This is a genomic window from Methylobacterium brachythecii (assembly GCF_014196345.1).
GTDB lineage: Bacteria > Pseudomonadota > Alphaproteobacteria > Rhizobiales > Beijerinckiaceae > Methylobacterium > Methylobacterium brachythecii.
Genome location: NZ_JACIDN010000010.1, coordinates 33,858 through 57,341, shown reverse-complemented (window position 1 = coordinate 57,341; position 23,484 = coordinate 33,858). Strand labels below are relative to the sequence as shown.

Here is a 23,484-nt window from a genome sequence, read left to right as displayed (position 1 = left end):
CGATGCAGCTCACCGTCTGGACCTACGAGGGACCGCCCCACATCGGCGCCATGCGGATCGCCACCGCTATGAAGGGCCTGCACTACGTCCTGCACGCGCCGCAGGGCGACACCTATGCCGACCTGCTCTTCACGATGATCGAGCGGCGCGACGCCCGCCCGCCCGTCACCTACACGACCTTCCAGGCGCAGGATCTCGGGCGCGACACCGCCGAGATCTTCAAGAACGCGGTGGCGCAAGCCTACGAGCGCTTCCAGCCGCAGGCGATGATCGTCGGCGCGTCTTGCACCGCCGAGCTGATCCAGGACGATCCGGGCGGCCTCGCCAAGGCCCTGGCGCTGCCGATCCCGGTGATCCCGCTGGAGCTGCCGGCCTACCAGAAGAAAGAGAACTGGGGCGCGTCCGAAACCTTCTACCGTCTTGTTCGGGCGCTGGCCGGCCAGCCCGTCGAGCGCGCCCCCCGCGAGGGCCGCCGACCGGTCTGCAACGTGCTCGGCCCGACCGCGCTCGGCTTCCGCCACCGCGACGACATCGTCGAGATACGCAAGCTGCTCGACGCGCTCGGCATCGACGTGAACGTGGTCGCCCCGATGGGCGCGACGCCCGCCGATCTCGGCAGGCTCGGCGCGGCCGCCTTCAACGTCGTGCTCTACCCGGAGATAGCCAGAGCAGCCGCGCAGTACCTGGAAAAGACGTTCAAGCAGCCCTTCACCGACATCGTGCCGATCGGCGTGAAGGCCACCGAGCGCTTCGTCGAGGCGGTCGCCGCGCTCGCCGGCGTCGATCCCGCGCCGGTGCTGGCCGGCGCGCCTTCGCGGCTGCCCTGGTACTCTCGCTCGGTCGACTCGACCTACCTGACCGGCAAGCGCGTCTTCATCTTCGGCGACGCCACCCACGCGCTCGCCGCCGCCCGCATCGCCGCGACCGAACTCGCCTTCAAGGTCGTCGGCATCGGCACCTACAGCCGTGAGTTCGCCCGCGAGCTGCGCGCCGAAGCCGCCGAGCACGGTATCGAGGCGCTCATCACCGACGACTATCTCGACGTCGAAGCCGCGATCCAGGCGGCCGCGCCCGAACTCGTGCTCGGCACGCAGATGGAGCGCCACATCGCCAAGCGCCTCGGCGTGCCCTGTGCGGTGATCTCGGCTCCGATCCACGTCCAGGATTTCCCGGCCCGCCACTCGCCGCAGATGGGCTTCGAGGGCGCGAACGTCCTCTTCGACACTTGGGTCCACCCGCTGATGATGGGCCTCGAAGAGCACCTCCTCGGCATGTTCCGGGAGGACCCCGAATTCCACGATGGCGCCGCGCCCTCGCATCTGACGCGGCATGGCAGCACGGCGATCCCCTCCCCCTTGCGGAGAGGGGAAGAGGTGGGGGTAGTCCCGCCTGCCGCGACCGAGCCCAGCGGCACCACCCCCATCCTCATCGCCCCCTGGGCCCCCGACGCCGAAAAGGAACTGAAAAAGATCCCGTTCTTCGTGCGCGGAAAGGCGCGCGCGAACACCGAGCGCTTCGCCCGCGAGCGGCAGCTCCCGCTCATCACCCTCGAGACCCTGTACGATGCCAAAGCGCATTTCGGCCGCTGAGCGCCCGACGCTCCGCATCGTCCTCGTGACGATGGACAACCACATGGCGAGCGCGCTCGAGCGCGGCCGCATGCGGCTGCGCGACGAGATGCCGGGATTGGTGATCGATTTCCACGCTGCGGCCGAATGGGACACCAACCCATCCGCGCTAGCAGCCTGCAAAGCCGACATTGCCCGAGCCGACATCGTCTTCTCGGCCATGCTGTTCATCGACGAGCACGTGAAGGCGATCCTGCCGACCCTGCTGGCTCGGCGCGATCAGTGCGATGCCATGATCGGCGCGCTCTCGGCCTCCGAAGTGGTCAAGACCACGCGGATGAACCGTCTCAATATGGACGGTACCACGCGCGGCGCGCTCGACTTCCTGAAGAGGCTGCGCGGCAAGCCCGGCGCACAGGGCAACGGCGCCAAGCAGATGGCGCTGATCCGCAAGCTGCCGAAGATCCTCCGCTTCATCCCCGGCAAGGCGCAGGACCTGCGCGCCTATTTCCTGACGCTGCAATACTGGCTGTCAGGCTCGGACGAGAATATCGCGAACCTCGTGCGCTTCCTTGTTGGTCGCTACGCCGCCGGGCCGCGCGAGGTCTGGCGCGAGGCGGCCAATGTCCAGCCGCCGCTGAGCTATCCGGAGACGGGTCTGTACCATCCGCGCCTCAAGGGGCGGATCGGCGAGGATGCCTCGCGCTTGCCCGTGGCGGTTGCCGGTAAGGGGCGGGTTGGCCTGCTGGTGATGCGCTCCTACGTGCTCGCCGGAAACACCACGCATTACGATGGGGTGATCGCGGCCCTCGAAGCCCGCGGCCTGTCGGTGGTGCCGGCCTTCGCCAGCGGCCTCGACAACCGTCCCGCCGTGGACGCCTTCTTCAAACGCGACGGGCGCCCGGTCGTGGATGCGGTGGTCTCGCTCACCGGGTTCTCGCTGGTCGGCGGCCCGGCCTACAACGATGCGGCCGCGGCCGAGGCGACGCTTGCCGGACTCGACGTGCCCTACCTCGCCGCGCACGCCCTCGAATTCCAGACCATCGAGCAATGGGAGGCCTCGGATCGCGGCCTCTCGCCGGTGGAAGCCACCATGATGGTGGCGATACCCGAGCTCGACGGCGCCACCGCGCCGATGGTGTTCGGCGGCCGCTCCAGCGCATCGAGCGGCGAGACGGCCCGTGACATGCGTGCCCATCCCGAGCGGGCCGACCGGCTCGCCGCCCGGGTCGAGCGGCTGGTCGGCCTGCGTCGCAAGGCTCTGGCGGAGCGCAAGATCGCCATCGTGCTGTTCGGCTTCCCGCCGAATGCCGGCTCAATCGGCACGGCGGCCTTCCTCTCGGTCTACCAGTCGCTGCACAACACGCTGAAGGGGCTGAAGGCTGCGGGCTACGACGTCGAGGTTCCGGGCACCGTCGACGACCTGCGGAACGCAGTCCTCGCCGGAAATGCCGCCCGCTTCGGCACGCCTGCCAACGTCCATCACCGGATCCCGGCCGACGATCATGTCCGCCGCGAGCCGCATCTCGCCGAGATCGAGGCGCAATGGGGTCCGGCGCCGGGGCGCCAGAACAGCAACGGCTCCGCGCTCTTCGTCCTCGGTGTGCAACTCGGAAACGTCTTCGTCGGCGTGCAGCCGGGCTTCGGCTACGAGGGCGATCCGATGCGGCTGCTGTTCGAGCGCGGATTCGCGCCAACGCATGCCTTCTCCGCTTTCTATCGCTACGTGCGCGAGGACTTTTGCGCGGATGCCGTGCTGCATTTCGGCACGCATGGCGCGCTCGAATTCATGCCCGGCAAGCAGACCGGGCTCTCCGCCGCCTGCTGGCCGGAGCGGCTGATCGGGCCGCTGCCGAACGTCTACCTCTACGCCGCCAACAACCCCTCCGAGGGCATGATCGCCAAGCGTCGCTCGGCGGCGACCATGGTGAGCTACCTCACGCCGAGCCTCGCCCAGGCCGGCCTCTATCGCGGGCTGATCGACCTCAAGGGCTCGATCGAACGCTGGCGCGCCCTGGAGCCCGAAGCGGAGGGTGAGCGCCAGGATCTCGCCGAACTGATCCAGGTCCAGGCCGCTGCCCTCGATCTCGTCCCGGCCGAGCCGGTCTGGGCGGGCGATCTCGCCGACAAGGTGTTTGCCCTCGGCCGTGCCGTCTCCGAGCTGGAACACACCCTGATCCCCCACGGCATGCACGTAGTCGGAGAGAGCACGCCCGCCGAGGAGCGGATCGACCTGCTGCTCGCGCTGGCCGAGGCCTCGCATGGGCTGGCGCCGGAGCGCGCCGGCATCGCGGCCCTCGTCGGGGGAGAACCCATCGATCAAGCGCTCGCGGCCGCGGGGCTGACCGCCGACGAGACCCAGCGCGCCGCCTTCGCCCAGTTGCGCGAGACCGATGCACTGCTGGCGCGGGACCACGAGCTTCCGGCCCTGCTCAAGGCGCTCGACGGCCGCTTCATCGCCCCCGTGGCGGGTGGCGACCTGCTGAGGAACCCGGCCGTTCTGCCGACCGGGCGCAACATCCACGGTTTCGATCCCTATCGGCTGCCCTCGACCTTCGCAGTGGCCGACGGTCGGCGGCAGGCCGAGCGCATCCTCGCCCGCTACCGCGACGAGGGCGCGCTGCTCCCCGAGAGCATCGCCATCGTGCTCTGGGGGACGGACAATCTGAAGGGCGAGGGCGGCCCGATCGCCCAGGCGCTGGCGCTGATCGGCGCGGAGCCGCGCTTCGACGGCTATGGCCGGCTCTGCGGCGCCACGCTGATCCCGCTGGAGACACTGGGCCGGCCCCGCATCGATGTGGTCGTCACCTTATCCGGCATCTTTCGCGATCTGCTCCCGCTGCAGACGAAGCTGCTCGCGGAAGCGTCCTTCCTCGCCGCCGCCGCCAAGGAGCCGGTGGAGCAGAACTTCGTCCGCAAGCACGCTCTGGCGCACCAGGCCGAGCACGGCGTCGATATCGAGACGGCGGCCTTAAGGGTCTTCTCGAATGCCGAGGGGGCCTATGGCGCCAACGTCAATCAGCTCGTCGAATCCGGCCGCTGGCAGGACGAGGACGAGATCTGCGAGGCCTTCTCGCGCCGCAAGAGCTTCGCCTACGGTCGCGACGGCAAGGCGGCCCCCCAGCGCCAGCTCATGGCGAGCGTGCTGGCCAAGGTCGACTTCGCCTACCAGAACCTCGACTCGGTCGAGGTCGGCGTGACCTCCGTCGACCACTACTTCGACGGTCTCGGCGGCATGGGCCGGGCGGTGGCGCGCGCCAAGGGCGACGCCGTGCCGATCTACATCAGCGACCAGACTCGCGGCGAAGGCGTCGTGCGCTCGCTCTCCGAGCAGGTCTCGCTCGAGACCCGCACCCGCATGCTCAACCCGAAATGGACCGAGGGCATGCTCGGTCACGGCTACGAGGGCGTGCGCCAGATCGAGGCGCATCTCACCAACACGATGGGCTGGTCGGCGACCTCCGGGGCGGTGGCGCCCTGGGTCTACCAGCGCATCACCGAGACCTACGTGCTCGACCCCGAGATGCGCGAGCGCATGGCGGCGCTGAACCCGACCGCCTCCGCCAAAGTCGCGCAGCGCCTGATCGAAGCCCATCGCCGCGGCTTCTGGACCCCCGATTCCGAGACCCGAGACGCCCTCGACCGCGCCGAGGAGGAACTCGAAGACCGCCTCGAAGGCGTCAGCGTCGGCATCACCGCAGGAGTGGCCGCATGAACATCGCGATCCGAAACCCGGTCGTCGCGCGCAAGGAGGAGGGCAGCCTCCAGGTCCAGCTCGATCCGGACGACAAGATCGAGACGGCCAAGGTCTTCGCGATCTACGGCAAGGGCGGCATCGGCAAGTCGACGACCTCGTCGAACCTGTCGGTCGCCTTCTCGAAGCTCGGCAAGCGCGTGCTGCAGATCGGCTGCGACCCGAAGCACGACTCGACCTTCACGCTCACCAAGCGCCTCGCGCCGACGGTGATCGACGCGCTCGAAACCGTGGGCTTCCACTCCGAGGAACTGCGCGTCGAGGACTTCGTGGTCGAGGGCTATAACGGCGTGATGTGCGTCGAGGCGGGCGGTCCGCCAGCCGGCACCGGCTGCGGCGGCTATGTCGTCGGCCAGACGGTGAAGCTCCTCAAAGAGCATCACCTGCTCGAAGACACAGACGTCGTGATCTTCGACGTGCTCGGCGATGTGGTCTGCGGCGGCTTCGCTTCGCCGCTCCAGCATGCCGACCGCGCGCTGATCGTCACCGCCAACGATTTCGACTCGATCTTCGCGATGAACCGCATCGTCGCGGCGATCCACTCGAAGGCCAAGAACTACGACGTGCGGCTTGGCGGCGTCATCGCAAACCGCTCGGCCAAGACGGACGAGATCGACCGCTTCAACGCGGCGGTGGGCCTCAAGCGCGTCGCGCATTTCCCCGACCTCGACATCGTGCGGCGCTCGCGCCTGAAGAAATCGACGCTGTTCGAGATGGAGGACTCGCCGGAGCTGCGGGCGGTGACCGCCGAATACATGCAGCTCGCCGAGACGCTCTGGGCCGGCGGCGAGCCCTGCCTCGCGACGCCGATGAAGGACCGCGACCTCTTCGAGTTCCTCGGGTTCGACTGATGAGCAGCTACGCCGCCCGCCGCGAGGCCCTGACCACCTATTTCGACCGCACCGCGGTCGAGGCCTGGTCGCGGCTGACCTCCGACGCCCCGGTCTCGAAGATCCGGGCGACGGTTCGGGCTGGCCGCGACGCGATGCGCGGGACCTTGCTGGACTGGCTCCCGGCCGACATGACGGGCAAGCGCCTGCTCGATGCCGGCTGCGGCACGGGTGCGCTCGCCGTCGAGGCGGCCCGGCGTGGTGCCGAGGTGGTGGCCATCGACGTCTCGCCGACATTGATCGGCTTGGCGCAGGAGCGGCTGCCGGCGATCGAAGGCCCCGGCTCGATCAATTTCCGCGTCGGCGACATGCTCGATCCGTGGCTCGGCCGCTTCGACCACGTCGTCGCGATGGATTCGCTGATCCACTACCAGACGCCGGACATCGTCCGCGCGCTCGCCGAACTGGCGCTGCGCACGAACGGCTCGGTCTTGTTTACGGTGGCGCCGCGCACCGTGCTGCTCACACTGATGCACGCGGCCGGTCAGCTCTTCCCGAAGAGCGACCGCTCGCCGGCCATCGTGCCGGTGGCCGAGACCGGATTGCGGCGGCGGATCGGGCGGGAGCCGGTGTTGCAAGGTTTCGAAGTCGGCCGGACGCGGCGGATCAATAGCAGGTTCTATCTCTCGCAGGCGTTCGAGCTGGCGCGGGTTGCCCCGCAAGACGAAGGGCGGCGCCCATGAAGCCGACCCGCGCCCTGACCGACGCGCTGCTGCGCCTCGGCCCGTCGATCCTTCCCTTCGCGGATGCGGCGACGGTGGAGCTTCCGCTCGGGCGTTTGCTGCGGCTGGCCTTGTTTCAGGCGACGGTTGGGATGGCCGCGGTGCTGCTGATCGGCACGCTGAACCGGGTGATGATCGTCGAGCTAGAGGTGCCGGCCTGGATCGTCGCGGTGATGCTCTCGCTGCCGCTGATCTTCGCACCGCTGCGCGCCGTCGTCGGCTTCCGCTCGGACACGCATCGCTCGGTGCTGGGCTGGCGGCGAGTGCCGTACATCTGGTTCGGGACGCTGCTGCAGTTCGGTGGCCTCGCGATCATGCCCTTCGCCCTCCTGATCCTGTCCGGCGACACCACTGGGCCGCATTGGGTCGGCCATGTCGCTGCGGCTTTGGCCTTCCTGCTCGTCGGGGCCGGCCTCCACACCACCCAGACGGTGGGGCTGGCGCTGGCCACCGATCTTGCCCCGGCCCACGCCCGCCCGAAGGTGGTCGCGCTGCTCTGCGCAGCTCTTCTCGCCGGCATGGTGGTGAGCGCGCTGCTGTTCGGTGCGCTGCTCGCGAACTTCTCTCCCGTTCGACTGATCCAGGTCATCCAGGGTGCGGCGCTCGTCACCATCGTGCTGAACGGCATCGCCCTCTGGAAGCAGGAGCCGCGCGATCCGCACCGCACCGACAAGCGGGCGCCGCGGGCGAGTTTTTCGCAATCGTGGCGTGCCTATGCGGGCGACGGGACCGCGCGCCGGCGCCTCCTGGCGATCGGCCTCGGCACGGCGGGATTCTCGATGCAGGACATCCTGCTCGAACCCTATGGCGGCCAGATCCTGAAGCTCACAGTCGGACAGACCACGGCGCTGACGGCTATGCTGGCGGCCGGCGGCGGCCTCGGGCTGATGATGGCGGCGCGCTGGCTCAACAGGGGCGGCGACGCCTTCCGTGTGGCCGCGGCCGGAACGGTGATCGGCATCGCGGCCTTCTCGGCGGTGATCTTCGCAGCACCGCTCGACTCGGCCCGGCTCTTCGCGGCCGGCGTGACGCTTATCGGTCTCGGCGGAGGGCTCTTCGCCCATGGCACGCTCACCGCTTCGATGGCCAAGGCCGGCCCGGAGGATACCGGCTTGGCGCTTGGCGCCTGGGGCGCGGTGCAGGCGAGCGCCGCGGGCCTCGCCATCGCCGCCAGCGGCATCCTGCGCGACGTCGGTGGCGCGGTGGCCCAGTCCGGTGTCCTCGGCGAGGGCATGAACGAGCCGGCCATCGGCTACCTCATCGTCTACCACATCGAGATTGCCTTCCTGTTCGCGACGCTTGTCGCGATCGGGCCGCTGGTTCGAGAGGGAACCCGGGTGGCGCGCCCTGACGAGGGACGCGCTCGCCCGCTCACGCCCAAAAGCCTCGTCAACCAGCCAACCTGAACCTTCGGGAGACCCGTCATGCCCAGAGGCGAAATCACCGGCTACATCGACGTCGCGCAGATCACCCTCTACGCGTTCTGGATTTTCTTCGCGGGCCTGGTGTTCTGGCTGCGGCGCGAAGATCGCCGCGAGGGCTACCCGCTGGAGGCCGAGGCCTTTGGGCGCCTGAAGACCACCGATCCGGTCCTGATCCCGCGCGCCAAGGCGTTCCATCTCTCGAACGGCATCACCAAGTTCGCGCCTGCGCCCGACCCGGCCTACGACGCGGACGTCGCGAGCCGGAAGCGCGAGCCTTGGCCCGGCGCACCCTACGACCCGACCGACAACCCGATGACAGACCGCGTCGGCCCCGGCTCGTGGGCGAACCGGGACAACGAGCACGACAAGACCTTCGACGGCCAGAACCGCATCGTGCCTCTGCGCGTCGCCGATCACTTCGTCGTCCACGAGGACGGTCCCAACCCGATCGGCATGACCGTGTTCGGAGCGGACCGGCAGGTAGCCGGCACCGTCAGCGACGTCTGGATCGACCGGGGCGAATGCCTGGTGCGCTACTACGAGGTCGAGCTCGGTGCGGGCGGCAAGCACGTCCTCATGCCGGCCACCTTCTGCAAGGTCGGGCGCCTCTCGAAGACGGTGAAGTCCGAGGCGCTGCTCGCCGAGCAATTCGCCGGCATCCCGGGCATGGCTGATCCGGACTCCGTCACCCTCCAGGAGGAAGAGCGCATCGTCGCCTATTTCGGCGCCGGCACGCTCTACGCCACGCCCTACCGCGCGGAGCCGATGCTGTGACCAAACCAGAGCCCTTCTGCCCCCGCGGCCTGCCGGAGCCGCTTCCGCCCGGCGAGCGCATCCTCTGGCAGGGTGCCCCCACTGTCGCCGGCACAGCGATGCGGATCTTCCACGCCCGCCTCGTAGCGGCGTGGTTCGCACTCGCGGCGCTCGTCTTCGGCGGCCTTGCCGCCTCGGACGGATCGTACCTGTCGGCGCTCGGCGTGGCGTTGCCGACTTTGGCGATCGGCGCAGGCGCCCTGGCGCTGCTTGCCCTGTTCTCGTGGCTCGTCCATCGCACGACGGTCTACACCATCACCGACCGGCGAATCGTGATGCGGGTCGGCATCGCGCTGCCGATCACCCTGAACCTGCCTTTCGCCATGATCGAGGGGGCCGGTTTGCACGTCTTCGCGGACGGCTCGGGCGACATCCCGGTCCAACTGCAGGCGGGCGAGCGTGTCGCCTATCTCCACCTCTGGCCGCATGCCCGTCCGTGGCGCGTCACGCAGCCCGAGCCGATGCTCCGCTCGGTTCCCGAAGCCGAGACGGTCGCAGCCCTGCTGGCACGGACTCTCGCCGCCTATGCCGGGCAGGCCGATGCGGCGATCCCGGTCATCAAGGCGCGACAACGCGCTGCCGATCGCCAGGGCGCGCTCGTCGCGGCCGGCGCGCGGTAACGGGCAGGGGAGGCGGCGATGATCGGATCCGAGACGAGACAGTCCCTGCCGCTGGCGGCGATGATCGGGGCCGGCGCCCTGATGGGATTCTGCCTGCTCGTCGTCTGGGTCGGCCGCAGCGAGAGCCTCGGGCTGACGCAACTTCCGCCCGCGGGCACCGTCTCCAGCGTCGCTTTCCGCGTGGCGGACCAGCCCGACGGCTCGATCGCCATGCGCGATGCCGGGAGCGACCGGCTGCTGCTCACGATCCATCCCGGCGAGGACAACTTCATGCGCGCGACGATGCGAGGGCTCGCCCAGGCACGCCAGCGCGCCGGGCTCGGCCGCGAGACACCGTTCACGCTGACCCGCTACGACAACGGCACGCTCTCCCTCGACGACGACGCCACCGGCCGCAAGATCCCGTTGGAGGCCTTCGGCCGGCCCAACGCGCTGGCCTTCGCCCGCCTCCTGCCCGGCGAGAACGGGGTGACCCCATGAGCTGGATCGAGAAATCCACCGTCGAGGTGCCCTGCACCGTCGAGATCGAGCACACCGCCGAGAGCCTGCACGCGCACGTCACGCTCGATGCCGGCTTCGACATCGAACCGGGCGACGAGGTCCGGGTGCACGACGCGCCGAGCCTGCCGCCCTTCGGCGAGACCATCACAGTGAAGCGGCAAGCTACCGTGACGCGCGCCGGCAAGCTCGAGCGCGCCTGGACCAAGCTGATCGCGCATCTCGAGCTGACCGAACTTTACGAAGTGAGCTTTTCCGAGAGGAGGACGCTGTGAACGCACCTGTCCAGCCCCCGATCGCCGTGGGTCCCGCGCCGAAGCAGCCGGTCAACGACTCGACGCGCTCGGCGCAGGAGACGACCTTCCTGTCCCCGCGCTTCTACACCACCGACTTCGACGAGCTCGACCGCACCAACGTCGAGCCGGTGCGTGCGGAATGGGACAAGCTCATCGCCGAGCTGCGCTCCGACCCGAACAAGCGCCATTTCATCCGCGACGGCGCCTTCGACTGCGACCTCGACGCGATGAACCCGGAACTCCGCAAGGAATTCCTGGACTTCCTGGTCTCCTCGATCACCGCTGAGTTCTCGGGCTGCGTGCTCTACGCCGAGATGAGGAAGCGCGCGAAGAACAAAGACATCAAGGAGTTGTTCGGGTTCATGAGCCGCGACGAAGCTCGCCATGCCGGCTTCATCAACGACTCGCTGAAGGATTTCGGGATCGGCGTCGACTTGGGCTTCCTGACGAAAACCAAGAAATATACGTTCTTCCGGCCGAAGTTCATCTTCTACGCGACGTACTTGTCCGAGAAGATCGGCTACGCGCGATACATCACGATCTTCCGGGAGCTCGAGCGTCACCCGGAGCGGCGCATCCACCCGATCTTCAAGTGGTTCGAGCTGTGGTGCAACGACGAGTTCCGCCACGGTGAGGCCTTCGCGCTGCTGATGCGGGCGAACCCGAAGTTGACCGAGGGCGTGAACGTCTACTGGATCCGCTTCTTCCTGCTCGCGGTCTACGCGACGATGTACGTCCGCGACCATTGCCGGCCAGCCTTCCACAAGGCGCTCGGCGTCACGCCGACCGACTACGACTTCACGGTCTTCCGCATCACCTCGGAGATCTCGAAGCAGACCTTCCCGATCACGCTGGACATCGACAATCCGCGCTTCAAGGAAGGCCTGGACAAGCTGCTCGACTGCTCACGCAAGATCGCCGAGGCGAAGGCGGAAGGCGGAATCGCGGGCAAGCTCAAGCAGGCCGGCCATAGCCTGGTCGCGGCAGCCACCTTCGCACGGCTGTATTTCCTGCCGGTGAAGGGGCACCAGATGCCGGCCGACATCCGCCTGCAGCCGGTCTGGTAGGACGCGGATGGCCTCCTACGCCGCCCCCGCATTCTACGCGGTTCTGCTCTGGTGGTTTTCCACCGGGGTGATCCTGATGCTCGACCATCTGCCGCGGAAGACGCATCCGTGGAGCATGGCCGGCGGAACGCTGGTGCTGTTCGGCGCCCTCTGGGCGATCGGCGCGAGTGCGCGGGAGCCCTCCGAGAGCGGCGTCTACACTGCCTTCACGGCGGCCGTGCTGGTCTGGGGCTGGCAGGAGATGAGCTACTACATGGGTTTCATCTCCGGCCCGCGGCCGGAGGCCTGCCCCCCACGTCTCTCTAAATCCGAAAAATTCTTCGCGGCGCTCGGCACCAGCCTCTGGCACGAATTCGCCATCGTGATCGGCGGGCTCGCCATCCTCGTTCTGGTCTGGGGCCAGCCGAACCATTTCGCGCTCTGCACCTACGCGACACTGGTGCTGATGAACGCCTCGGCCAGGCTCAATCTGTTCCTCGGCGTGCGCAACCTCAATGCCGAGTTGCTGCCGCCGCATCTCGGCTACCTGGCCGGCTACCTCGCCAAGAAGCCGATGAACCTGCTGTTTCCGTTCTCCGTGAGCCTCGGCACCATCGCCGCGGCGCTGATGGCCCGGGCAACGCTTTCGGAAGAGACGCTGCCGCATGAATTCGTGGGCTACACGCTGCTCGCGAGCCTCACGGCGCTCGCCGTGCTGGAGCACTGGTTCCTGATGCTGCCGCTGCCCTCGGCCGCGCTCTGGCAATGGAGCCTGCCGGGCAAAGTGACGCCCATCACGATCGAGACGAAGGACCCTGCGGTGACCCCGCGGGACTGAACATCACAGGCGGGGGCACACCCGCCAAACGGGAGGACGGCCATGGACTACGAAGCCTATTTCGGCGCCGAACTCGCCGGCCTCCATCGCGAGGGCCGCTACCGCGTCTTCACCGATCTCGAGCGCCACCGCGGCGGCTTTCCCCGCGCGACCCACCACACGGCCACCGGCGAGCGCGAGGTCACGGTCTGGTGCTCGAACGACTATCTCGGCATGGGGCAGCACCCCAAGGTGCTCGACGCAATGCACGAGGCGCTCGACCGCTGCGGCGCTGGCGCCGGCGGCACCCGCAACATCTCCGGCACCAACCACTACCACGTGCTCCTGGAGCGCGAACTCGCAGACCTCCACGACAAGGAAGCTGCGCTGATCTTCACCTCCGGTTACGTCTCGAACTGGGCGGCGCTGGGCACGCTCGGCTCTAAGCTGCCGGGCTGCGTGATTTTTTCGGACGCCGAGAACCACGCCTCGATGATCGAGGGCATCCGCTCCTCCCGCGCCGAGCGCCAGATCTTCCGCCACAACGATCCGGAAGACCTGAACCGCAAGCTCGCGCTGATCGAGCCCGGCCGGCCGAAGCTCGTGGCCTTCGAGTCGGTCTACTCGATGGACGGCGACATCGCGCCGATCGACGAGATCTGCGACGTCGCCGAGGCGCATGGCGCGCTAACTTATCTAGACGAGGTCCACGCGGTCGGCCTCTATGGCGCCCGCGGCGGCGGCATCTCCGAGCGGATGGGCCTCGCCCACCGCCTCGACGTGATCGAGGGCACCCTCGGCAAGGCCTTCGCCGTGCATGGCGGCTACATCACCGCGAGCGAAAAACTCTGCGACTTCGTGCGGAGCTTCGCCTCGGGCTTCATCTTCACCACCTCGCTGCCCCCGGCCGTGGCGGCCGGCGCGGCGGCGAGCATCCGCCACCTCAAGCAATCGAGCGCCGAGCGTGCGCGTCACCAGGACCGCGTTGCCCAGACCCGCAGCGCGCTCGACGCGGCCGGCATCCCCTACATGCCAAACACCTCGCACATCGTGCCGGTGATGGTCTGCGATCCGGTGCTCTGCAAGGCGATCTCCGACACCCTGCTCGACGAGTTCGGCATCTATGTGCAGCCGATCAACTACCCGACCGTGCCGCGCGGGACGGAGCGCCTGCGGATCACGCCGAGCCCGCTGCACACGGACGCCGACATTGCGCATCTGGTGGATGCGCTGAGCATGATTTGGGCGCGGATGGACGTGCGGCAGGAGGCGGCGGAGTAGGGCTCGCAGTCTTGCGCGCCGTCTTTCCGGGGCTCGCCGAAGGCGAGAACCCGGAACCCACCAGAGATGCACGGCTTGCTGCCACCGTCGAGACCAGTCGGGAATTCCGAGTTCGCCTTCGGCGCCCCGGAATGACGGGGGATGATCACCAAAGGGACTCGAAGCGCGATGTTCGAAGACCCGCACGTCATTGCGAGCGAAGCGAAGCAATCCAGGGACGTGTCCGGGTCGCCCGAGCGTTCCTGGATGGCTTCGGCTCCGCTTCGCAATGACAGAGCAAAGCGTCCGCAGAGCCCGCTCACCGTGCCCGCCTTCCCCTTCACCGCGATCGTCGGCCAGGACGAGATGCGTCAGGCGCTGCTAATCGCGGCGGTGGACCCGTCCGTTGGCGGTGTGCTGGTCTTCGGAGATCGCGGCACCGGCAAATCGACCGCGATCCGCGCGCTCGCGGCCCTGCTGCCGAAGATGCGCGCCGTGCCCGGCTGTCCCTATGCCTGCGATCCCGATTCTTCTCCGCAGGCCTGCCCGCATTGCGCCGTGAACCAGCGGCCGAAAAAGAGCGTCGAGACCCCGGTGCCGGTGGTCGACCTGCCGCTCGGGGCGACCGAGGACCGCGTCGTCGGCGCGCTCGATCTGGAGCGGGCGCTGAGCCTCGGCGAGAAGGCGTTCGAGCCAGGCCTGCTGGCCCGCGCCAACCGCGGCTTCCTCTACATCGACGAGGTCAATCTGCTGGAGGACCACCTCGTCGACCTGCTGCTCGACGTGGCGGCCTCAGGGATCAACACCGTCGAGCGCGAGGGCCTGAGCCTGCGCCATCCGGCCAAGTTCGTCCTCGTCGGCTCCGGCAACCCCGAAGAGGGCGAGCTGCGCCCGCAGCTCCTCGACCGCTTCGGCCTCGCCTGCGAAGTGACGACCCCGACCGAGATTAAGACCCGCATCGAGGTCGTGCGCCGCCGTGACGCCTTCGAGCGCGATCCCCATGGGTTTTGCGAGGCCTACGCCAAGGCCGAGAAGGCTACGCAGAAACGGATCACCAAGGCGCGCGAGCGACTCGGCGAGGTGGCGGTGCCGGATGCGGCGCTGGAGAGCGCGGCGCGGCTCTGCCTCGCGCTTGGCACGGACGGCCTGCGCGGCGAACTCACCCTGATGCGCACCGCCCGCGCGCTCGCCGCTCTCGACGGCGACATGACGGTCACGGACCACCACATCAAGCGCGTCGCCCCGAGCGCGCTCCGCCACCGCCTGCGCCGCAACCCCCTCGACGAGTCGGGCTCCACTGCGCGTGTGGAGCGAGCGGTAGAAGAGGTGTTTTCGTAGTGGGCGGGGGTAGGGCCACTCCTCGCCCTCTGGGCGAGGAGGACCGCGCGCGGCGCGGTGGAATGGATAGCGCGGGCCCTTTATCGCAAGGCGCGACGCCCCCTCCGTCCGCTTCGCGGCTACCTCCCCCAGGGGGCGAGGGGGACGTTCAGCGTTCCGTCTGGACCGACGCCCTGCGCGCCGCCGCGCTCTTCGCTGCCGATCCGCACAGCAGCGGCGGCATCGTCCTGCGCGCCGGGTCTGGGCCGGTGCGGGAGCGCTGGCTCGACGGCCTGCGCGCCGCTTTGCCCGAGGGCACGCCGCTGCGCCGCATGCCGGCCGCCATCGCCGATGACCGCTTGCTCGGCGGACTCGACCTCGCCGCGACGCTCCGCGCCGGCCGTCCCGTCACGCAGAGCGGGTTGCTGGCCGAGGCGGATGGCGGGATGATCGTGGTGCCGATGGCCGAACGGCTCTCGGCCGGCACCGTCGCACGGCTCTGTGCCGCGCTCGATACCGGGGCGGTCAGCGTCGAGCGCGACGGTATGCACGGACGGCACCCGGCGCGGTTCGGGCTCGTGTTGCTCGACGAAGGCGCGGAGGACGAGCCGGTGGCCGAGGCGCTATCCGACCGGCTGGCGTTCCGGGTCGACCTATCGGCAGTGGGGTTGCGCGAGATCGGGAACGCGACGCTCCGACCCCGTCTCTCCTCCCAACTCCCTCGTCCTCAGGTGCCCGCGTCAGAGGGCCTCGAAGGTAGGCTCCAGCCTGCCGCACGACGCCTGAGGCCCTCCTTCGAGGCTGCTGAAGCAGCATCTCAGGATCAGGGTTTGATTGGGAGTCAGCGTGGGAGTGCGAATAAGCCCGACGGCGATGCCATCTCAACGCTCTGCGCGACAGCTGCCGATCTCGGTATCGTCTCCCTGCGCGCGCCTTTGCTCGCTGCGCGGATTGCGCGTCTCGTGGCCCGGCTCGATGGCCGAGCCGGGCTGACCGAGGCCGATCTCGTCGAGGCGGCGCGGCTCGTCCTCGCGCCCCGCGCGACTCGCCTGCCGGCGAGCGACCCGTCAGAGGCGCCGGAGCCGCGTTTCGAAGAGGGCGCTGGCCCCGCGCCGAACGATTCGCCCATGGATGGCGAAGCTCCAGAGAGCGAGGCGCAGTCCAAAAACCTCGACGAGATCGTCCTGGAGGCGGCCCGCGCAGCGATCCCGCCAAATCTGCTCGCCCAGCTTCTGGCCGGGGGCCCGCGCCTTCGCGGCGGCAAGGCCGGCCGCATGGGCGCTGCGGCCAGCGCCCCGCGCACGGGGCGGCCGATCGGCAGCCGGGCCGGCGATCCCCGGCGGGGGCGGCTCGACCTGATCGCGACGCTTCGCGCGGCGGCGCCGTGGCAGCGGCTGCGGAGGAGGCAAGTTCCCTACGCCGTCATTTCGGGTTCCCCCGGCATTGTCGTCCTCCCCGACGACATTCGCATCAAGACCCTGCGCCAGCGCACCGAGACCACCACGATCTTCTGCGTCGACGCCTCCGGCTCGGCGGCGCTGGAGCGGCTTGCCGAGACCAAGGGCGCGATCGAGCTGCTGCTGGCTGAATCCTACGTGCGGCGCGACCGCGTCGCCCTCGTCGCCTTCCGCGGCGCGGGAGCCGAGGTGATGCTGCCGCCGACGCGCTCGCTGGCGCGGGCGAAACGCGTGCTCGCTGGACTTCCCGGAGGAGGAGGCACGCCGCTCGCCGCGGGGATCGATGCGGCTGCGACGCTGGCACTCGGTATCCGCCGGGGCGGCGGCAGCCCGGTCATCGTGCTGCTCACCGATGGCCGTGCGAACGTCTCCCGCTCGGGAGAGGGAGGACGGGTCCGGGCCGGCGAGGAGGCGCTCGCCGCCGGCCGGATGCTCAGGGCATTCGGTCTTCCGGCGCTGCTGATCGATACCGGAGCACGGCCCGAGGGTGCGCGGCGTCTCGCGGATGTCGCCGAGGCGCGCTACGTTCCGCTGCCCCATGCGGATGCGGGCGCGATGAGTGCCGCGGTGAGGGCCGCGACCGGCTAGATCATGCCGCGTTTCGATTGCTTCGATCAAAACGCGGAAAACATGATCGATTCAGTGAGTTAGAGCATGCTCGGCGCGAAAGACCGTGTCCACTTTTTCGCAGCATGCTCTTGAGGCGAGGGATGGCATCGTTCTTCCAGGAAGACCGCCTCGATTGGGAGCGTGACGGCGCCGATTGGCCGAACCGCGAGGCTAGCCGCTTCGTCGAGGCCGACGGATTGCGCTGGCACGTCCAGGAATTCGGAGATCCGGCCTCGCCGGTGCTGCTGCTGTTGCACGGGACCGGTGCGGCCACGCATTCCTGGCGGGCCTTCGCGCCGCTTCTGGCGCGTGATTTCCGCATCGTCGCGCCGGACCTGCCGGGCCATGGCTTCAGCGATCCATTGCCCGCCAGGGACCTGTCGCTGCCCGGCATGGCGCGGGCCGTGGCCGAGCTTCTGCGCGTGCTCGGCATCTCGCCCGAAATCGCGGCGGGGCATTCGGCGGGAGCGGCGATCCTCTGCCGGATGTGCCTCGACGGGGCGATCGACCCGCGGCTGCTCATCGCCTTCAACGGTGCGCTGAAGCCGTTTCCGGGCGCAGCCTCGTTCCTGTTTCCGACGATGGCGCGGATGCTGTTCCTCAACCCGGTGACGCCGAAGGTCTTCGCCTGGACGGCGGACCGCTCTGCGGTGAAGCGGCTCATCGACGGGACCGGCTCGCGTCTCGATCCACAAGGGCTCGATCTCTACAAGCGGCTGCTCGCCAAATCCGGCCACATCGCCGGCGCGCTCGGCATGATGGCGAACTGGGATCTCGACTCGCTCGACCGCGACCTCCCGAAGCTGCGCCAGCCGATGGTGCTGGTGGTCGGCAGCGAGGACCGCGCGATTCTGCCCGAAACGAGTTTCGCGGTGCAGGACAGGCTCGCCGATTCGCGCGTCGAACTGATGCGCGGGCTCGGCCATCTCGCGCATGAGGAAGCCCCCGAGCGCGTGGCCGAGCTGGTGCTGCGTGAGGCGAGACGGGCTGGGGTGACTGCCGAGGTGGCGGCGGGCGCCTGAGGCGCCACGGTCGGGACCGACGGCCAGCACGAAGCCCATACACTCTGCCACCGGATCCAGCCTATCCCCCTCATCGTTCGAAGCTTCGCTGCGCTCCGCACCTCGGGATGAGGGGCGGGTAGGGGAGAAACGCGGCCTTGTCGGCCAGCTGCAGCGTCCATCCTGGTGGCGATGGCGGCCTACCGGCGATTTCCGCTTGCCTGCCGCGGAAACCTCGCCATAGTGTCACCTTATGTTGACACTCGACGCCAGACTGAGCGCCGTGCCGTCGACCGATCATCGACCCCATGCGGTAGTGATCGGCTCCGGTTTCGGCGGGCTGGCGGCGGCGATCAGACTCGGCGCGCGGGGCTATCGCGTCACCGTGCTGGAGCGGCTGGAGCAGTCGGGTGGCCGCGCCCGGGTTCACCGGCAGGACGGGTTCACCTTCGATGCCGGCCCGACCATCGTCACGGCGCCCTTCCTGTTCGAGGAACTTTGGCAACTCGCCGGCCGCCGTATGGCCGACGACGTCGCACTCGTGCCGATGAAGCCGTTCTACCGCATACGCTTCGAGGACGGCGCCACCTTCGACTACAGCGGCGACGTTGCCGCGATGCGCGAGGAAGTGCGGCGGTTTTCGCCTGCGGATGTCGCGGGTTACGAGCGCTTCATGCAGCGCAGCGAGGCGATCTGCCGAGTCGGCTTCGAGGAACTCGGCCACGTCCCCTTCGAGTCGGTCGGCGACATGCTGCACATCGCACCCGATCTGCTGCGGCTGAGCGGCCACCGCTCGGTCTACAGCGTCGTGGCGAGCTACATCCGCGACGAGCGGCTGCGGACGATCTTCAGCTTCCACCCTCTGCTGATCGGCGGAAACCCGTTTCGTGCCAGCGCGATCTACTGCCTGATCGCCCATCTCGAACGGCGCTGGGGCGTGCACTTCGCCATGGGTGGCACGGGGCGGCTGGTGGAAGGGCTGTGCGACCTGATCCGCGAGCAGGGCAACGTCATTCGTTGTGGCGCTGACGTCGCGCGCATCCGCGTCAAGTGGGGCGCGGCTACGGGGGTCGAGATGACGGATGGCAGCTGGATCGACGCCGACATCGTCGTCTCCAACGCCGATTCCGCCTTCACTTACACGCAGTTGCTCAAGGACCACCCCCGGCGTCGCTGGAGCGACAGGCGGCTCGCCGCGTCACGCTCATCGATGGGGCTCTTCGTCTGGTATTTCGGCACTAACCAGAAGTATCCGGAGGTCGCCCACCACACGATCATGATGGGGCCGCGCTACCGCGAACTCCTGGCCGACATCTTCGATCACAAGATCCTCGCCGAGGATTTCAGCCTCTACCTCCACCGCCCGACTGCCACCGATCCGCTCCTCGCCCCGCCGGGCCACGACGGGTTCTACGTGCTCGCGCCGGTGCCGAATCTCGCCGGCGGGCAGGATTGGGCGAGCCTCGGCGAACCCTATCGCCAGCGGATCGAGCGATACCTCGAAGCCTCGGTGCTGCCCGGCGTGAGCACGGCCATCGTCACCTCGAAGTTCACGACGCCGCAGGACTTCGCCGACGATTTCCTGAGCTATCGCGGCTCCGGATTCGGGCTTGAGCCGGTGCTAACCCAGTCGGCCTGGTTCCGGCCGCATAACCGGTCCGAAGACGTCAAGAACCTCTTTCTCGTCGGCGCGGGGACTCATCCCGGCGCCGGACTTCCCGGCGTGCTGTCCTCGGCGCGCGTGCTCGACAGCGTGGTGCCGGATGCTCACGTCTTCGCCTGACGCCCCGCTGGCCACCGCCGCCGACCACGCGGCCTGCCGAGCCGCGATCTGCACCGGCTCCAAGAGCTTCTTCGCAGCCTCGATGCTGCTGCCGCCCTCCGTCAGGATCCCGTCCTTCGGCCTCTACGCCTTCTGCCGCCTGTCCGACGACGCGGTGGACGAAGCCGGCAGCCGGCGCTGCCGCAAGGCGGCGGCCGAGTCTCTGTCGCAGCGGCTGACTCTCGCCTATGCCGGCCGCCCCGCGAACACCGCCGCCGATCGGGCGCTCGCCGACATCGTCGCCCGCCATGCGATCCCCGAGGCGCTTCCCCGGGCGCTTCTCGAAGGTCTCGCCTGGGATGCCAGAGACCGGCGCTACGGCACCCTCTCGGAACTCACGGATTACGCTGCCCGCGTCGCCGGCGCGGTGGGCGCGATGATGACGCTGATCATGGGGGTTCGCGATCCCGCCGTGCTAGCGCGCGCCTGCGATCTCGGCGTCGCCATGCAGTTCACCAACATCGCCCGCGACGTCGGCGAGGACGCTCGCGCCGGCCGGCTCTATCTGCCGCTCGACTGGCTCGCGGAGGCCGGAATCGATCCAGATGCTTTCCTCGCCGCGCCGGTGGCGAGCCCCGCCCTCCGCGCCGTCGTGGCGCGTCTGCTCGATACGGCTGAGGTTCTATACCGGCGTTCCGAAAGCGGCATTGTTGGCCTGCCGGTTGCTTGCCGCCCGGCCATCCGCGCGGCCCGGCTGATCTATGCCGAGATCGGACGCGCCATCGCGGCGAACGGCCTCGACTCGGTCAGCCAGCGTGCCCGGGTCTCCGGTTCGCGCAAAGCGGTGCTGCTTGCCCGCGCGGCGTTGCCGAAGCTGGCCCTTACCCCATCGGAGGCGTCAGCGCTGACCGAGACAGCCTATCTCATCGAAGGCGTCCGGCACCATCCGCTGCCGACCGCCGCGCTGGTGCGCCGGTTGCCGCCCTGGTGGGACGTCTCGGGCCGGATCGTGCACGTGCTCGACCTGATCGAGCAGTGGGAAGAGCGCGATCTGTTCCAGCGTTCCGCGCCGATCAATATCCTTCCCCGGCATTCTAGGGTGGCATAGCGAATTCAGCGCCGAGCTGGCCGAGCAGGTCGCGGACTCGGCGTTGAGGCATGCCATTCCTCACGGCCGCGGCATCCGGAACGGCAGCATCAGCCGCACGATCGGATTGGTGAATCGATCGAGAACGAGGCTCTCGTGGACCGGCTGTGCCGCTTCGCCGGCCAATGTCGCGGAGAGCAGCGAGCGCGCATAGAACGGCGTATCCTCGAAAGTCCGCAGCACGCTTGCCCTACCGTCGTCGCTGCGTGTCGGCCTCGGGATGCGCCAGAACCGCGTCGCCGGCAGGGTGGCGGCGAGCGGCGGCCGCATGTCGCGCCGGCTGCCGTCGCGGCCGAAGCGAAGCGACAGGTTCTGGCCGCTGCCGTCACGGCGCTCGACATCGTAGAGGATTGCTGCGCCGTCGCTGAGGTCGGCGCGGCACCAGTTCCAGCGCGAAAAGGATTCGGCGAGCGGGCGGTCGCCGTCGTTGGTATCGAAATAGCCGTTGCCGGCCCAAGCGGCCGACGGCTCCTCGAGGGCGATTTCGACCCGGGAGGAGGGCGCCAGTGGCCACCAGCGGTGCTCGCCCGAACCGTCGAGGGTAAAGGCGCCCTTGGTGATCCCGTTCGGCCGCACCCGAATGGTTCCGCGTATCGCCCGCGGGATCGGCGCGCAGCGCTCATCGACGCGGATCGTCAGCTCGTTGCCGTCCCAGGTCAGCGAACTCGGGCCGATTGCGATGCCGTGTGCATCACGGGACAGCGCTGATTTGCGCCGTTCCGTCATGGCGAAGCGGTTGGTGCGCTCTCCGTAGAGCACGACATTCACCGCGCAGTGATCGAAGGGGTCCTGCTTCCTGTCCCAGGCGTAGTAGGGCGAAAAAACGCTGCCGATGAAAGCGATGACGGTGAGGCCTTGCCGTCCATCTTCGCTCAGCGCGTCGACGTACCACCAGACATAGCCGCCCTCGGCGACCGGACCGTCGAAGCGAGGTCCGAGAGGACTGCCTCCGCTGCCAGTCTTCCGGACTGGGCCGCCATCGGCACGCCCGGACCCGGATGCACGCTGCCCCCCGCCAGATAGAGGCCCGGCAGCCGCGTACGTGAGCCCAGCCGCTTGAACGAGGCCATCCAGCCGTGCGCCGCTCTGCCGTAGAGGGCGCCCCCCGTCGCCGGAAACAGCGCCTCGAAGCCCTCCGGCGTCGTGATTGCGGCCGGCTCCGACGTCGTCAGGGACAGGCCACAGGCCGCCAGCCGTCGGCGCAGATTCGTCTCGCATGATTCGATCTCCGAAGGCGAAAAGGCTCGCTCGCGTCCGTCGGCGGGAGCGTTGACGAGAAGAAGGAGGCGCTCGGGCCCGTCGGGAGCAGGGCCGCTATCGCCGCGATCCTGCGCGCAGACGTAGACGGTGGGGTCCGACGGCAACCGGCGGCGCGTGAGGATCTCGGAGAACTCCGCACGATAGTCGCCGGAGAAGAAGACGGTGTGGTGGGCAAGGGGAAATCCCTCGGTCCGGACGTTGGCGCAGAACGTCACGGCCGAGAGCGAGCGCTGCGAGGCGGCGATGCGGTCTCCGGCTCCTGCCGCCTCCGGTCCGAAGAGGCCGTGTCCGAGGGCGGCGACGTCGGCATTGGCGACGATCGCGTCGGCGGGGATGCGCTCGCCATCGACCAGCATGACTCCGGTGACGCGGGAGCGATCGGTTTCGATCTGGGCAACCTCGGCGCCGTAGCGGATGGATGCTCCGCGTTCCTCGGCGAGGCTCGCGAGCGCCTGGCCGAGGCGGTTCAAGCCGCCCTGCACGTACCAGACGCCGGCCTGCTCGACATGGGCGACGAGCATGAGCGTGGCCGGCGCCGCAAAGGGCGACGCACCGCAATAGGTCGCGTAGCGCCCGAAGAGCTGGCGCAGGCGCGGGTCCTGAAAATAATCGCCGAGCGCCTGCCAGAGCGTGGTGAAGGGCCGGATGCGCCAGAGATCACCGAGGCCCGAAAGGCCGACCCGGCGGCCAAGATCCAGGGGGCTCGGCCGCTCGCCGCGGATGAAGGAGCCTTCGAGCGTTCGGTAGACTTCCGCTGCCCGCGCACAGAAGCGCCGATAGCCGTCCGCCTCACGGGGACCGGCGAAGGCGGCGATCGCCTCGGCCGAGGTATCGACATCGGCGAACAGATCGAGCCGCTCGTCGGCACTCCAGGCATGTCGCGCGAGAAGCGAGGCGGGCCGGAGCGCCACGTGGTCGTCGAGCGCCGTCCCGCATTCCCGGAAGATCTCGTCGAAGACCCAGCGCATCGTAAAGACGGTGGGGCCGGCCTCGATCGATCGGCCGCCGACGGGGAGCGCGCGCATCTTGCCGCCCGGTGCCGCCGCGCGCTCGAGCAGCGTCACCTTCAATCCGGCATGGGCGAGCTTCAGGGCCGCGACGAGGCCGGCCACCCCCGCTCCGATGACGACGATGCGGTTTCTCGGCACGAAGGCGTGAATCGCACTCTCCCAGCGTTGACCTGCATCGTAATGTGTCAATAAATAATGACACATGTAAACGAC

19 protein-coding genes are annotated in these 23,484 nt (G+C 68.8%); 17 read left to right on the top strand and 2 right to left on the bottom strand.

All coding sequences use genetic code 11. The features are described from left to right. The first annotated feature begins 2 nt into the window (after positions 1–2). The 17 genes from bchB to GGR33_RS22300 all read left to right on the top strand — a co-directional run bounded on the left by bchB (position 3) and on the right by GGR33_RS22300 (position 20,962). Positions 3–1,589 carry a ferredoxin:protochlorophyllide reductase (ATP-dependent) subunit B gene (bchB, locus tag GGR33_RS22380; RefSeq protein ID WP_183510369.1) on the top strand — a complete coding sequence of 529 codons (1,587 nt, stop codon included), beginning with the start codon at positions 3–5 and terminating at the stop codon, positions 1,587–1,589. Then, complete coding sequence (locus tag GGR33_RS22375; protein WP_183510367.1) at positions 1,564–5,283, top strand: magnesium chelatase subunit H; 3,720 nt, start codon at positions 1,564–1,566, stop codon at positions 5,281–5,283. Before bchB ends, GGR33_RS22375 begins: the two co-directional genes overlap by 26 nt. Continuing rightward, positions 5,280–6,173, top strand: a complete 894-nt coding sequence (gene bchL / locus GGR33_RS22370) for a ferredoxin:protochlorophyllide reductase (ATP-dependent) iron-sulfur ATP-binding protein (RefSeq protein WP_183510355.1) — start codon at positions 5,280–5,282, stop codon at positions 6,171–6,173. The genes GGR33_RS22375 and bchL overlap by 4 nt, the downstream gene beginning before the upstream one ends. Beyond that, a complete protein-coding gene (gene bchM / locus GGR33_RS22365) occupies positions 6,173–6,895 on the top strand; it encodes a magnesium protoporphyrin IX methyltransferase (protein WP_183510350.1) in 723 nt (240 codons plus the stop codon). The genes bchL and bchM overlap by 1 nt, the downstream gene beginning before the upstream one ends. After that, positions 6,892–8,340, top strand: coding sequence for a BCD family MFS transporter (locus GGR33_RS22360; RefSeq protein WP_183510346.1), 1,449 nt, complete (start codon positions 6,892–6,894; stop codon positions 8,338–8,340). The genes bchM and GGR33_RS22360 overlap by 4 nt, the downstream gene beginning before the upstream one ends. 18 nt (positions 8,341–8,358) lie before the next feature. Next, the gene (gene puhA, locus GGR33_RS22355; RefSeq protein WP_183510342.1) at positions 8,359–9,132 is read left to right on the top strand and encodes a photosynthetic reaction center subunit H; all 774 of its coding nucleotides are present in this window, start codon (positions 8,359–8,361) and stop codon (positions 9,130–9,132) included. Next, positions 9,129–9,791 (top strand): photosynthetic complex putative assembly protein PuhB, encoded by a 663-nt coding sequence (puhB, locus tag GGR33_RS22350; protein ID WP_284211428.1) that lies wholly within the window; start codon positions 9,129–9,131, stop codon positions 9,789–9,791. The genes puhA and puhB overlap by 4 nt, the downstream gene beginning before the upstream one ends. Positions 9,792–9,809: 18 nt before the next feature. Further along, a complete protein-coding gene (puhC, locus tag GGR33_RS22345) occupies positions 9,810–10,271 on the top strand; it encodes a photosynthetic complex assembly protein PuhC (protein ID WP_183510309.1) in 462 nt (153 codons plus the stop codon). Further along, the gene (locus GGR33_RS22340) at positions 10,268–10,564 is read left to right on the top strand and encodes a hypothetical protein (RefSeq protein ID WP_183510304.1); all 297 of its coding nucleotides are present in this window, start codon (positions 10,268–10,270) and stop codon (positions 10,562–10,564) included. The genes puhC and GGR33_RS22340 overlap by 4 nt, the downstream gene beginning before the upstream one ends. After that, positions 10,561–11,652: a magnesium-protoporphyrin IX monomethyl ester (oxidative) cyclase gene (gene acsF / locus GGR33_RS22335; protein ID WP_183510297.1), complete on the top strand. Its 1,092-nt coding sequence runs from the start codon at positions 10,561–10,563 to the stop codon at positions 11,650–11,652. Before GGR33_RS22340 ends, acsF begins: the two co-directional genes overlap by 4 nt. Before the next feature lie 7 nt (positions 11,653–11,659). After that, a complete protein-coding gene (puhE, locus tag GGR33_RS22330; RefSeq protein ID WP_183510283.1) occupies positions 11,660–12,469 on the top strand; it encodes a putative photosynthetic complex assembly protein PuhE in 810 nt (269 codons plus the stop codon). A 42-nt stretch (positions 12,470–12,511) separates the two neighbouring features. Then, positions 12,512–13,729: a 5-aminolevulinate synthase gene (gene hemA / locus GGR33_RS22325; RefSeq protein WP_183510280.1), complete on the top strand. Its 1,218-nt coding sequence runs from the start codon at positions 12,512–12,514 to the stop codon at positions 13,727–13,729. Between the two features lie 303 nt (positions 13,730–14,032). Next, on the top strand, positions 14,033–15,046 hold the full coding sequence (gene bchI / locus GGR33_RS22320) for a magnesium chelatase ATPase subunit I (RefSeq protein WP_183510276.1): 1,014 nt from the start codon (positions 14,033–14,035) through the stop codon (positions 15,044–15,046). 62 nt (positions 15,047–15,108) lie between these two features. After that, positions 15,109–17,070 carry a magnesium chelatase subunit D gene (locus tag GGR33_RS22315; protein WP_183510260.1) on the top strand — a complete coding sequence of 654 codons (1,962 nt, stop codon included), beginning with the start codon at positions 15,109–15,111 and terminating at the stop codon, positions 17,068–17,070. A gap of 122 nt (positions 17,071–17,192) precedes the next feature. Beyond that, positions 17,193–18,113 (top strand): alpha/beta fold hydrolase BchO, encoded by a 921-nt coding sequence (gene bchO, locus GGR33_RS22310; RefSeq protein WP_183510249.1) that lies wholly within the window; start codon positions 17,193–17,195, stop codon positions 18,111–18,113. A gap of 232 nt (positions 18,114–18,345) precedes the next feature. Beyond that, positions 18,346–19,875, top strand: a complete 1,530-nt coding sequence (locus GGR33_RS22305; RefSeq protein WP_183510244.1) for a phytoene desaturase — start codon at positions 18,346–18,348, stop codon at positions 19,873–19,875. Next, on the top strand, positions 19,856–20,962 hold the full coding sequence (locus tag GGR33_RS22300) for a phytoene/squalene synthase family protein (RefSeq protein ID WP_183510241.1): 1,107 nt from the start codon (positions 19,856–19,858) through the stop codon (positions 20,960–20,962). The genes GGR33_RS22305 and GGR33_RS22300 overlap by 20 nt, the downstream gene beginning before the upstream one ends. Before the next feature lie 60 nt (positions 20,963–21,022). On the opposite strand, the gene GGR33_RS22295 is transcribed toward GGR33_RS22300, so the two are convergent. Both GGR33_RS22295 and crtD read right to left on the bottom strand, forming a co-directional pair. After that, on the bottom strand, positions 21,023–21,877 hold the full coding sequence (locus GGR33_RS22295; protein WP_183511917.1) for a carotenoid 1,2-hydratase: 855 nt from the start codon (positions 21,875–21,877) through the stop codon (positions 21,023–21,025). Continuing rightward, positions 21,874–23,475, bottom strand: a complete 1,602-nt coding sequence (gene crtD / locus GGR33_RS22290; protein ID WP_183511912.1) for a 1-hydroxycarotenoid 3,4-desaturase CrtD — start codon at positions 23,473–23,475, stop codon at positions 21,874–21,876. The genes GGR33_RS22295 and crtD overlap by 4 nt, the downstream gene beginning before the upstream one ends. Positions 23,476–23,484: the final 9 nt, after the last annotated feature.